General features: G+C 63.7%; 18 protein-coding genes. 12 read left to right on the forward strand and 6 right to left on the reverse strand.

The genetic code is table 11. The features are described 5' to 3' along the window. Positions 1 to 39 precede the first annotated feature (39 nt). Together GRI48_RS14200 and GRI48_RS12190 are read left to right on the forward strand one after the other, a co-directional pair. Complete coding sequence (locus GRI48_RS14200; RefSeq protein ID WP_202389345.1) at positions 40 to 213, forward strand: hypothetical protein; 174 nt, start codon at positions 40 to 42, stop codon at positions 211 to 213. Positions 214 to 307: 94 nt separating this feature from the next. Beyond that, positions 308 to 697: a DUF6632 domain-containing protein gene (locus GRI48_RS12190; RefSeq protein ID WP_160676646.1), complete on the forward strand. Its 390-nt coding sequence runs from the start codon at positions 308 to 310 to the stop codon at positions 695 to 697. Between the two features lie 67 nt (positions 698 to 764). Here the strand turns inward: GRI48_RS12190 and GRI48_RS14450 are convergent, their stop codons facing one another. After that, positions 765 to 896: a hypothetical protein gene (locus tag GRI48_RS14450; RefSeq protein WP_272916759.1), complete on the reverse strand. Its 132-nt coding sequence runs from the start codon at positions 894 to 896 to the stop codon at positions 765 to 767. 87 nt (positions 897 to 983) lie between these two features. Next, complete coding sequence (locus GRI48_RS12195; RefSeq protein WP_160676648.1) at positions 984 to 1,439, reverse strand: YaiI/YqxD family protein; 456 nt, start codon at positions 1,437 to 1,439, stop codon at positions 984 to 986. 124 nt (positions 1,440 to 1,563) lie between these two features. Here GRI48_RS12195 and GRI48_RS12200 point away from each other — a divergent pair, with 124 nt between their 5' ends. The 4 genes from GRI48_RS12200 to GRI48_RS12215 all read left to right on the forward strand — a co-directional run bounded on the left by GRI48_RS12200 (position 1,564) and on the right by GRI48_RS12215 (position 3,033). Further along, a complete protein-coding gene (locus GRI48_RS12200; RefSeq protein ID WP_160676650.1) occupies positions 1,564 to 1,884 on the forward strand; it encodes a hypothetical protein in 321 nt (106 codons plus the stop codon). A gap of 61 nt (positions 1,885 to 1,945) precedes the next feature. Beyond that, the gene (locus tag GRI48_RS12205; RefSeq protein WP_160676652.1) at positions 1,946 to 2,149 is read left to right on the forward strand and encodes a hypothetical protein; all 204 of its coding nucleotides are present in this window, start codon (positions 1,946 to 1,948) and stop codon (positions 2,147 to 2,149) included. Positions 2,150 to 2,289: 140 nt separating this feature from the next. Next, positions 2,290 to 2,634: an HPF/RaiA family ribosome-associated protein gene (locus tag GRI48_RS12210; RefSeq protein WP_160676654.1), complete on the forward strand. Its 345-nt coding sequence runs from the start codon at positions 2,290 to 2,292 to the stop codon at positions 2,632 to 2,634. 18 nt (positions 2,635 to 2,652) lie between these two features. Further along, the gene (locus GRI48_RS12215) at positions 2,653 to 3,033 is read left to right on the forward strand and encodes an EthD domain-containing protein (RefSeq protein WP_160676656.1); all 381 of its coding nucleotides are present in this window, start codon (positions 2,653 to 2,655) and stop codon (positions 3,031 to 3,033) included. A gap of 23 nt (positions 3,034 to 3,056) precedes the next feature. Here GRI48_RS12215 and GRI48_RS12220 read toward each other — a convergent pair whose 3' ends face one another. Beyond that, positions 3,057 to 3,476, reverse strand: a complete 420-nt coding sequence (locus GRI48_RS12220; RefSeq protein ID WP_160676658.1) for a pyridoxamine 5'-phosphate oxidase family protein — start codon at positions 3,474 to 3,476, stop codon at positions 3,057 to 3,059. A 126-nt stretch (positions 3,477 to 3,602) separates the two neighbouring features. Between GRI48_RS12220 and GRI48_RS12225 the strand changes: the two genes are divergently transcribed. From GRI48_RS12225 to GRI48_RS12240, 4 genes are read left to right on the forward strand one after another with little or no spacing between them, the layout of a single operon-like run. Next, positions 3,603 to 4,058 (forward strand): PaaI family thioesterase, encoded by a 456-nt coding sequence (locus GRI48_RS12225; RefSeq protein WP_160676660.1) that lies wholly within the window; start codon positions 3,603 to 3,605, stop codon positions 4,056 to 4,058. Further along, a complete protein-coding gene (locus GRI48_RS12230; RefSeq protein WP_160676661.1) occupies positions 4,059 to 4,964 on the forward strand; it encodes an alpha/beta hydrolase in 906 nt (301 codons plus the stop codon). It begins immediately after the preceding gene. Between the two features lie 18 nt (positions 4,965 to 4,982). Next, positions 4,983 to 5,387, forward strand: coding sequence for a GFA family protein (locus tag GRI48_RS12235; RefSeq protein WP_160676663.1), 405 nt, complete (start codon positions 4,983 to 4,985; stop codon positions 5,385 to 5,387). A gap of 40 nt (positions 5,388 to 5,427) precedes the next feature. Continuing rightward, positions 5,428 to 5,829, forward strand: a complete 402-nt coding sequence (locus tag GRI48_RS12240) for a COG3650 family protein (protein WP_160676665.1) — start codon at positions 5,428 to 5,430, stop codon at positions 5,827 to 5,829. 2 nt (positions 5,830 to 5,831) lie between these two features. Here GRI48_RS12240 and GRI48_RS12245 read toward each other — a convergent pair whose 3' ends face one another. The 3 genes from GRI48_RS12245 to GRI48_RS12255 are packed head-to-tail and all read right to left on the reverse strand — an operon-like array spanning position 5,832 to position 8,043. Next, positions 5,832 to 6,260 carry a two pore domain potassium channel family protein gene (locus tag GRI48_RS12245; RefSeq protein ID WP_202389346.1) on the reverse strand — a complete coding sequence of 143 codons (429 nt, stop codon included), beginning with the start codon at positions 6,258 to 6,260 and terminating at the stop codon, positions 5,832 to 5,834. After that, positions 6,261 to 6,590, reverse strand: coding sequence for an Mpo1-like protein (locus tag GRI48_RS12250; protein WP_160676667.1), 330 nt, complete (start codon positions 6,588 to 6,590; stop codon positions 6,261 to 6,263). It lies immediately after the preceding gene. Between the two features lie 16 nt (positions 6,591 to 6,606). Beyond that, entirely contained in the window at positions 6,607 to 8,043 is a 1,437-nt protein-coding gene (locus GRI48_RS12255) for a S41 family peptidase (protein WP_160676669.1), read from the reverse strand. 243 nt (positions 8,044 to 8,286) lie between these two features. Here GRI48_RS12255 and GRI48_RS12260 point away from each other — a divergent pair, with 243 nt between their 5' ends. Both GRI48_RS12260 and GRI48_RS12265 read left to right on the forward strand, forming a co-directional pair. Next, a complete protein-coding gene (locus GRI48_RS12260; RefSeq protein ID WP_160676671.1) occupies positions 8,287 to 8,886 on the forward strand; it encodes a YbhB/YbcL family Raf kinase inhibitor-like protein in 600 nt (199 codons plus the stop codon). A gap of 36 nt (positions 8,887 to 8,922) precedes the next feature. Continuing rightward, positions 8,923 to 9,174, forward strand: a complete 252-nt coding sequence (locus tag GRI48_RS12265; RefSeq protein ID WP_160676673.1) for an SWIB/MDM2 domain-containing protein — start codon at positions 8,923 to 8,925, stop codon at positions 9,172 to 9,174.

Genomic DNA, 9,174 nt, shown 5'->3' on the forward strand with positions numbered 1-9,174 from the left:
GACGCTGGCCAGCGCGCTACATTGCGCCCATAGCGGCGCATGGCCGATCTCTACCGCAAGAACCTTGAATCCGAACGCCGCCAGTTGTGGGCGACCTGCCGCCTGAAGGGGCTGGCGAGGGACACGCCAGAACGGCTGCGCATCGCCGAGATCGACCGGCTGCTGGCGCAACACGAGGCGAAAAAGTCCGGCTCCGAACAGGGTCGCGGCTGACGGGATGGGGCGGCGCGCGAGTGCCGCGATTTGCATGTGCAAGCCTCGGGGCCTATCCTCGGCCCAGGGTCGCCCTCTGGGGGAGGACCTAACCATGCTTGGAAAATACACCTATCTGCAGGTCGCACTGGTCGTATTCGGCGTCATATTCTGCCTGATCTATCCACTCGCGCTGGTCTGGCCGGCGGGCTGGATCTGGCATGACGGCGCGCCGCTGAGCAACAATTACTACGCCATGATCCTGGGGGTCTACGCGACGCTCGGCATCTTCCTGATCCGGGCATCGGTACAGCCTTCGGCGCATCGATCGCTGATTTCCTTCACCATCTGGTCGAGCGTGGTTCACGCCCTCGTGATGGCGGTCCAGGCTTTCCAGCAACCCATGCACGGCGGACACCTCTTGGGCGACGTGCCGGCACTGTTGCTGGTGGCCGTTGTCCTTGGCGTGCTGCAAAGCCGCAGCGCCGAGGCCGCTACCGCCTGAGCGCGGGCGCGGTTCGAGGCAACGGTGCGACTGGCGCTCGCGCAGAAGAGCGCCAGTCGGTCGACCCTTACGAGTTCTTCATGTTCTCAAGGCCCCTGATGGCACCGGGCTTGATGCTGGGCTGGGAGGCGTTGGTCTTGACCTTTTCCTTCTTGGGTTTGCGCGCTTCGCGGCTCTTCTTCTGTTGGCCCTTGGCCATGGCGGTTCCAATCGGGGACGGGATGCCCCGCCGCACCCTAGGCCCGATGGCGGGCAAGCCTTGCATGAAATCGACCGCGGCTGCCGCTCAGCGCGTCATGGCAGTGAGCACCCGGTCCAGCGCCTGCAGGAATCGCGAGCGGTCGGCCTTTGAGAAGGGCGGGGGGCCGCCGCCGATCCCGTCCATCCCGGCGCGCAAGTCCGCCATGATCGCGCGCGTGGCGATCGCGCTGCCGATGCTCGCCGCGTCGAACGGCTTGCCATTGTGGGCTATCACCGTCGCGCCCGCTTTCAGGCAGCGCTCGGCCAGCAATATGTCGCCGGTGACGACCACGGTGTGCGGGCCTGCGTTATCGGCGATCCAGTCGTCCGCCGCATCAAAGCTGTCCGATACGACGACACGCTTCACACGATCGCTCACCGGCACGCGGAACGGGCTTTTGCTGACAACCCGCACGGGCGCCTTGAACCGCTCGGCAACGCGGTAGATTTCGTCCTTCACCGGGCAGGCGTCGGCGTCGACCAGGATCATGGGTGCGTCCATCGGGACACGTTAGCCCAACGGGTGGGGCTGGGGCCAGCGGGATGGCGATTTGCTCGGGCACCTTGTGTCGCATCGCTGGTTGTTGCAGTGCAGCATCACATCCCAGATCCGGAAGGGACCCTTCATGAAAACCACCTCGCTCACACCCAGACTCCCGCTGCCCGATGCCGCGAACTGGCCACGCCTCGCGCTCGACACCTGGCTGCTCTCGCTCGAGGCGAGCCAGGTCATCTGGCTGCGGAGCCTGCGCTTGATGGCAGGTGGCAAGGGTGCCGAGACCGAGGCCCAGCGCATGGTGACCGAGAAGCTAGTCGCCAACATGATGCTTTGGCCCACGATCATGGCTGGCGGTTTCTCGCAGTCCGCCGAGCAGGTGGGAGCGCGGGCGCTCGAACATTATGCCGCACCCGTGCGCGCCAATCGCCGCCGCCTTTCGCGTCGCTGAGGCACTTTCGGGGAACACGCCGGAATCCCCGCCCGTTGATCTCCTGACAAGGAGAATCAACGTGGCGAAGAATACCGGAGACGATCATCGCAAGGGCTCGGTCGACGACCGCACGCAGGTGAAGAACCCCGCGACCGGCCACTGGATCAAGCGCAACCGCGAGGAAGGCTCGGGCAAGGCCGGGCAATTCATGGACGTGAAGTCCGACGGAGAACCGTTCAAGGGCGTCGCGAAGGAGCCCGACGGCCGCAGGCGCCCGGATTAAGTTGCATTGCCGGACATCACGTTAGCAATGATTCTGGCAACGCTGTAGGTCGTCATCGGCGCAAAACCGCGAGCAATCGGGGAAACAGCGGCGCTTCGGGACGTTGGTCATACAAGATCAACAGGCGAGAGGAGCATCCTATGCAGGTCCAGTTCAATTCCGACAGCTCGGTGATGGGCACGGCGAACGTCGCCGAGCGGATCGAGGCGATGGTGCGCGAGAAGCTTGCCCGGTTCGAGAGCAAGCTGACCCGGGTCGAAATTCACGTGCGCGACGAGAACGGCTCCAAGCACGGCGCCGACGACAAGTCCTGCACGATCGAGGCACGGCCCGCCGGAGGCAGGGCGATCGGCGTCACGGAAAAGTCCGATACCGTCGATGCAGCGGCGCGGAAGGCAGCGAACACGCTTGCCCAGAGACTGCAGAAGGTTCTCGACAAGTCGCATCGACACGACCACGATCAGCGTCCTGAGAAGGCACTCTAGATCGACGCGGAGGGCGCGATGCTCAAGCTGACCTATTGCCTGCACCGGCTTCCCGGGATGAGCAGGGCCGAATTCCAACGTTATTGGCGCGAAGTTCATGCCCCGCTGGTCGCAGAGGCCGGGCCGCACCTCGGCGTTGCGCGCTATGTCCAGAGCCACACGGAAGATCACCCGGTTACCGAGGCTACGGCTTCAGGACGCGGGATCCCGACAGGTGATGGCGAGGATTACGACGGCGTGGCCGAGCTATGGTTCGAAGACGACGCGCTCGGCAATCCCGGGCCGGAGTTCGAGAAGCACGCGCACATCCTGGCCGAGGACGAAGCCAACTTCATCGACTTTGCCCGCAGCCGGATATTCATGACCCGCGAAAACGTGGTGATCGCGGGCCATGACTGACGGGTTGCAGCTAGGGCAATCCCTCAGGGCGTGATTTCGCCTTCCTCGCGGCCTTCCCACCAGTCGATGCGCGCGGGCGACACCTCGATGAGGATCAGCCCTTCGGTGTCGAGGCCTTTTTCGAACCACTTTTCGAGGTCGGGGACCCAGTGTTTTTCCAGCGTCGCGCGGTCGCGGTGCAGCTTGCCGGTGCCCTGGACGGCGCAATAGAATTCGCCGCTCGAATAGGTCGCGCCGCACTGGTCGGAGGCCTTGAGATCATCGTCGATTCGGCCATCGTCGGTCGCGAAGTGATAGGTGGTGCCGTCTTCGGCGCTGACATCCTTGTTGTTCGACATCGGGCGTGCGGCGATCGCGCCCTCGCTGCCGGTTTTGGTGATCAGCATCGCGACGTCGATGCTCTTGAGCTTCTTCGCAATGTCGGAAAGCGTACGGTCGGCCATTGGGTGTCCTCTGGTGGTTTCGGGGGGTGTGAGATCAAACGAGCAAGCGGCGCGAAGGTGCCATCGAAAGAGGCAGCTTGTGCGGCGGGCTGCGGTCGATAGACTGCGGTGCAAAGGAGAGGATCGATGAGCGAGACGGCACAGAAACCCGTATACCGCGTACCCTTTGTCGAGCGCACCGGGATGAAGAAACTCGAGGAGCGCCGCGGCTATTCCAGGCTGCTGATGCCGCTCGAGCCGAACGCCAACCACGTCGACGTGATGTACATGGGCGCGTTCACCGTCCTGGCCGAGGCGGTAGCGGCCGGCCCGGGCATCTCGATCCTCGACACGGCAAAGTACTTCCCGATCATCAAGGACATTTACGTCGACTTCCACCGCATGGCGGCGAGCGACGTGACGGCGGAATTTTCGCTGTCGGAAGACGAAATCGCTGCGCTACTTGCCGATCTCGAAACGAAGGGCCGGGCCACTTACGTGGCGGAGGTTCCGATGCTGGACGACGGCGGGACCGTGGTCGCGACGGGCAAGGTGACGGTCAAGCTGCTGTCCCACAACTGGCCGCCGAAGGATGTCGGTTGAATGGCGAGCCTTCGCGCCAGACTGATCAATTTCGCCCTGCCGCTGATGGGCATCAAGCGGTTCTTCTCGCAGCCCGGCAAGCTGGACGAGCGGATTGCGAAGATGCGCAGGCAGGCGTCTCCGCGGCCGGGGAAGAAGGCGCACGACAGCTTCGACATCAGCGAGGACGCGGCACGCGGTTTCGATGTCGTGACGATCGCGCCGAAGGCCGGGGTGAAGCCCGGAGCCCCGCAGCTCCTCTACCTGCACGGCGGCGGCTACGTCATGGACATAGCCGCGGTGCACTGGAGCGCGATTCTCGGCCTGTGCGAGCGACTGGGCGCGGTCGCGACAGTCCCGATCTATCCGCTCGCACCCGAACACAAGGCGAGCGAGACGCTGGCCGCGATGCGCGACATCTATGACGAGCTGGCAGAGCAGCACGGTGCACGAAACGTGACCGTGATGGGTGACAGTGCGGGCGGCGGCATGGCGCTGGCACTGGCGCAGATGCTCAAAGCCGATGGCAACGCGCTGCCCGGACGGCTGGTCCTGTTCTCGCCCTGGCTCGATGCGACGGGCAAGGATCCGGGTCAGCAGGCCGTGCAGGCTCGCGACAAGATGCTGTCGGTCAACGGCCTGGAGGCCTGCGCAGCAATGTACGGCGGCGACCTTGCAAATGCGGACCCGAGGATCAGCCCCTTGTTCGGAGAACTTGGCGGTCTTCCGCCGATGGCCATTTTTGCCGGCACGCGCGACCTGCTCGTGTCCGATTCGCGCCGCCTCGTGAAAAATCTCGATGCGATCGGCGAGAAGTCATACGAGTTTCACGAGTATCCCGACATGTTCCATGTCTGGATGCTGTTCCCCGTGCCGGAAGCGAAGCAGGCCCTCGACCAGGCTGCCGCGTTCATCCGGTCGCATTGACGAAAGCAGGAGACGACGATGGGACAGACCGGAAAATGCCTTTGCGGCGCGATCAGTTACGAGGCGCAGGCCGAGCCGCTGATGACGCTGACCTGCCATTGCAAGAACTGCCAGCGGCAGGCCGGTAGCGCGTTGTCGGTCATCGTCGGCTATCCCAAGGGAACGGTCGCGATCGAAGGGTCGCCGAAGACGTACGACGACGAGGGCGACAGCGGGCACGCCGTCCATCGCCAGTTTTGCGATAATTGCGGCTCACCCTTGTTCACGCTGGCAGAGAGCGCCCCGGAGATGATCTTCATCAAAGCCGGTACTTTCGACGACACCAGCTGGCTGCAGCCCTCGGCCCATTGCTGGACCAACAGCGCGCAGCCGTGGATCGAGATGGGGGACATCCCGCAGCTGGAAGGCAATCCGGGTGCGTGATCGATCTGGCGGGCGATCGCTCGCCTTGTTTTTATTCGCCATGCTTTGCGGCTGTCAGCCGGGTGGCGGCGAGGACGGTATCGTCACCGCGGACGATGCCGAGGTGTTCGCCATGATCGGGGCCGACGAAACGGTGCGATTTACCGGGACCGAGCCGTTCTGGGGCGGGGAGGTGCTGGGCGATCAGCTGCGGTATTCCAGCATGGAGAATCCCGACGGTACGCGGATCACCGTGGGTCGCTTCGCAGGCAACAACGGTCTCGCATATTCGGGAAAACTCGACGGACTGGCCTTCGACATGACGATCACGCCGGGCCGGTGTTCCGATGGCATGTCGGATCGAGACTATCCGTTCGTCGTCACGCTCAAGCTGGGGGAGGAAACCCGCAGCGGCTGCGCCTGGACGGATGCCGCGCCTTTCAGCGAGAATCCGTCGCCCTAGGCCTAGCGGCCCAGCCGCCCCATGATCGAAACGAAATAGGCGGTGCTCCATCCCATCAGCAGGATGCCGTTGATCCCTTCGATCGCGGCGATGAGCGACCATGCCTGCGCTATGCCCTCGTCGTCGTAGCCAATCGTCGAATAGGTGATGGTCGAGAAATAGACTGCCGTGCGCAAATCCGGGAGCGCGTCGAGGCCGAGGTAGAGCAGGGCGTAAGTCCAGATCTCGATGCCGTGGAGAACGAACAGGCCGAGCACGAGCATGAAGGTTGCCGTGATACCGCGTGCCGACAGGGCGCCGGTGTGCTCGGCGTGCTCGTCTCGCCGCTCGATCCGCAAAACGCGTTGCAGCCCGATGAGGCCGAAGCCGTGGAAGCCGACCGTCAACAGAACCATGACCGTCGCGATCAGCAGTTCCGTCGCCATGCCCATTCAGGCCACCCCTGCCCGTTCCAGGTGCGGCCGCAGCCGTCCGGTCAGCCACAGCCACCACATGCGAAAATCGGCAGCGAGCGACCACAGGGGATAGGTGAAGGTGGCCGGGCGGTTCTTCTCGATTCCGAAATGTGCGACCCAGGCGAAGAAATACCCCGCGAACGGTAGGGCGGCGGCCAGTTCCCAGCGCCCTGTTACGAGCAGGACGACGGCGAGGCCGACGACAAGCGATGTACCGACGTAATGCAGCCCGCGCGTCTGCGGCTTGCGATGTTCGCGGAGATAGAATGGCCAGAAGCTGGCGAAATCCTCGTAGCGTTCGGCCATCCTTGCTCCCTTGTCGTCAGAACAGGCCGGGCAGGTCGAGCTGTGCCGCCGTCGGCCGGTCGGGTTGCAGCAACTGGTTGCGAGCGGCACTCGCGGTGCCCTTCGCCCCCGAAATCGGCGTGCAGCTGCGCCCGGCGAGGAAATCCAGCGATGCCCTTATGGACGTCTCTCTGGGGTCGCCCAGCTGGACGGTCAGGTCGTCGCCTGCAAGGCAGGTGTTGGGCACGAAGCTCGCAAGGCCATCATAGTAATCGCCCTGCCGGTTTGCATTCTGGATCCTGAACGCGAGTGCCCACAGCCGGTCGTCGCAACTCGCGTTGTCGAGACCGATCTGGCCGACCGGCTTGCCGTAGGTGTTGGTCCCGACCAGCGCCATGTTCGTCCCGAGGTAGGGGATGAAGGCATTGATCAGCAATTCGCTGGCCGATGCCGTGCCACCGCGGCCGATAAAGGCCACCTTGGTCACGCCGACCGCATTGGCCGCCGACCTGAAGAGAGCGATGGAATCGTTATCCGACTTGGATTCGCGGAAGGCGGTATAGCTGAATTCCTTCCCGACCAGGTTCTTGCCCATCAGGTCCCCGAAGACCTCGGTCACGCGCGGGTCGCCCCCGCCGTTGTAACGCTGGTCGACGATCAGTTCGGTCACGCCCTGCGCTGCGAAATCGGCAAAGGCGGCGCGCAGATCGTCGATGGCCGGCGTGATGTGGGTGCGAAGGTGGATGTAGCCGACCTTTTTGCCGCCATCCTGGATGATCTTCACGCCGAACCGGTTCGAGATCGGATCGAGGGTGTATTCTGCCTTGGCGACGCTGACCTCGCGGGTGACGCCTGCCGCATCGCGGACCCTGAGAACCCGCGTGACCCCAGGGTTGGATGGTCCCAGCGCATTGACGACGCTCTGGGCGCCGCCGTTGGCCATCAGGGTGGAGACCAGTTGCAGGTTGTTCGCGCTGGTGCCGATGGCGAGCAATTCCGTGCCGCGATCGATATTCGCGCCGAGCGCTGGCGCGCCTTCGTAGGAATCGAGCACAAACACGCGGTTGTTGACCGAGTCATAGGTGAGCAGGACGCCGAAGCCGGCGTTCGCACCCTGATTGCGGAACGCCTCCGACTCGGCGATCGAGGTCACGTAGGTGAAGTAACGATCGCGCCTCTGCGCCCGGGCGGGCGCAACCAGCGCGTCGATATAGTTCTGCAGGTCGTTGTAAGCGGACTTGCTGACGGAACGGTCCAGCAAGGTGGGGAAAAGATACCACTCGTCGAGCTGGGCGGAAACGAAGTCCTGCCGCGCGGACAGCGAGCAGGTGCTGCTGGTCGGGCTGGGTGATGGGCTGGGAGACGGAGAGCCGCCGAGATTGCCGGTGTTCCCGCCACCGCTGCTTCCTACGCCACCGCAGGCGGCCAGTGACAAGGCCAGCATGTAGCCGAGCGAATTGCGTGCGATCCCCATGAATGCGACTCCGTAGGTGTCCTGGATATTGAAGCTGGACGATAGGCCCGGCCGAAGCGATCGGCCAAGAGCGATGAACTGCCGATGACCGTTTTTCCTCCGGTATCGCGCCTAAACCTGCATTTTCAGGCCGGATTTCGTCTTAGGGGGGTGGATAACCTGCCCGGGAGAGCTTGGTCGCCCTCGCATCGCTCCGACATTTACGCCTAGAACAGCATGAAAGTTAGGCAATCGAAGAATCTTATGTCCGATACCGTCCCTTCCTGGCTCAAGCCCCGTCTCGGCGATCCGCGCCCCGGCCATGCCGGCCTCGCGATCGCGCGGTTGGGCGGCGAGCAAACCTTCGGTCGTGGCGGCTTCGCCCTGTCGAGCCCGGCATTCGGCCCGGGCCAGCCGCTTGACCCGAGTTTCACCGCGGACGAGGAAGATGCCGTCGCTCCGCCATTGGAATGGACCGCGCCGCCGCCCGGCAGCCAGGAGCTCGTGCTGGTGGTGGAAGATGCCGACAACGCGGCGCCCAGGCCGTTCGCGCACTGGACCGTGTGGGGATTGTCGCCGCAAAAAGGCAAGCTGCTCGAAGGCGAGATCCCTCCACGGGTCGGAAAGAATGCGCATGGCAATTCCGAGTGGTTGCTGCCCGAGGTCGCTGCCGGCGATCCGGTTCACGAATATGTGTTCCAGCTTTTCGCGCTCGACCTGCCGCTCACGCTGATGCCGGGTGCATCGCGCGAGGACCTGTTCGCCGCGATGGACGGGCACGTGACGGCGTGTACGCTGACTACCGCAACCTACGCCGGTCCCGAAGAGGACGAGGGTGCGGACTGGGACGACGAAGAAATCTAACCAATTGCAACGCCAGATAATGGAAAGGACCTAATAATGGCTGGTAAGAACAACGCACTTCAGAAGCCGGTGAACGTTTCGCCGGAACTCGAGAACGTCGTGGGCAAGGGTCCGATGACCCGCGCCCAGGTGACGTCGAAAGTCTGGGAATACATCAAGAAGCACGACCTTCAGGATTCGAAGGACAAGCGCATGATCAATCCCGACGACAAGCTCGGCGCCGTCATCGGCAAGGAGCAGATCTCGATGTTCAAGATGACTGCCGCGGTGTCCAAGCACCTCAGCTAA

The sequence above is a fragment of the Qipengyuania oceanensis genome (assembly GCF_009827535.1).
GTDB classification, from domain to species: Bacteria; Pseudomonadota; Alphaproteobacteria; order Sphingomonadales; family Sphingomonadaceae; genus Qipengyuania_C; species Qipengyuania_C oceanensis.

What these genes read in the sequence shown, in the direction of transcription:
- GRI48_RS14200 (WP_202389345.1), top strand. Translation starts at nt 40, where the DNA reads ATGGCCGATCTCTACCGCAAGAACCTTGAATCCGAACGCCGCCAGTTG.
- GRI48_RS12190 (WP_160676646.1), top strand. Translation starts at nt 308, where the DNA reads ATGCTTGGAAAATACACCTATCTGCAGGTCGCACTGGTCGTATTCGGC.
- GRI48_RS14450 (WP_272916759.1), bottom strand. Translation starts at nt 896, where the DNA reads ATGGCCAAGGGCCAACAGAAGAAGAGCCGCGAAGCGCGCAAACCCAAG.
- GRI48_RS12195 (WP_160676648.1), bottom strand. Translation starts at nt 1,439, where the DNA reads ATGGACGCACCCATGATCCTGGTCGACGCCGACGCCTGCCCGGTGAAG.
- GRI48_RS12200 (WP_160676650.1), top strand. Translation starts at nt 1,564, where the DNA reads ATGAAAACCACCTCGCTCACACCCAGACTCCCGCTGCCCGATGCCGCG.
- GRI48_RS12210 (WP_160676654.1), top strand. Translation starts at nt 2,290, where the DNA reads ATGCAGGTCCAGTTCAATTCCGACAGCTCGGTGATGGGCACGGCGAAC.
- GRI48_RS12215 (WP_160676656.1), top strand. Translation starts at nt 2,653, where the DNA reads ATGCTCAAGCTGACCTATTGCCTGCACCGGCTTCCCGGGATGAGCAGG.
- GRI48_RS12220 (WP_160676658.1), bottom strand. Translation starts at nt 3,476, where the DNA reads ATGGCCGACCGTACGCTTTCCGACATTGCGAAGAAGCTCAAGAGCATC.
- GRI48_RS12225 (WP_160676660.1), top strand. Translation starts at nt 3,603, where the DNA reads ATGAGCGAGACGGCACAGAAACCCGTATACCGCGTACCCTTTGTCGAG.
- GRI48_RS12230 (WP_160676661.1), top strand. Translation starts at nt 4,059, where the DNA reads ATGGCGAGCCTTCGCGCCAGACTGATCAATTTCGCCCTGCCGCTGATG.
- GRI48_RS12235 (WP_160676663.1), top strand. Translation starts at nt 4,983, where the DNA reads ATGGGACAGACCGGAAAATGCCTTTGCGGCGCGATCAGTTACGAGGCG.
- GRI48_RS12240 (WP_160676665.1), top strand. Translation starts at nt 5,428, where the DNA reads ATGCTTTGCGGCTGTCAGCCGGGTGGCGGCGAGGACGGTATCGTCACC.
- GRI48_RS12245 (WP_202389346.1), bottom strand. Translation starts at nt 6,260, where the DNA reads ATGGGCATGGCGACGGAACTGCTGATCGCGACGGTCATGGTTCTGTTG.
- GRI48_RS12250 (WP_160676667.1), bottom strand. Translation starts at nt 6,590, where the DNA reads ATGGCCGAACGCTACGAGGATTTCGCCAGCTTCTGGCCATTCTATCTC.
- GRI48_RS12255 (WP_160676669.1), bottom strand. Translation starts at nt 8,043, where the DNA reads ATGGGGATCGCACGCAATTCGCTCGGCTACATGCTGGCCTTGTCACTG.
- GRI48_RS12260 (WP_160676671.1), top strand. Translation starts at nt 8,287, where the DNA reads ATGTCCGATACCGTCCCTTCCTGGCTCAAGCCCCGTCTCGGCGATCCG.
- GRI48_RS12265 (WP_160676673.1), top strand. Translation starts at nt 8,923, where the DNA reads ATGGCTGGTAAGAACAACGCACTTCAGAAGCCGGTGAACGTTTCGCCG.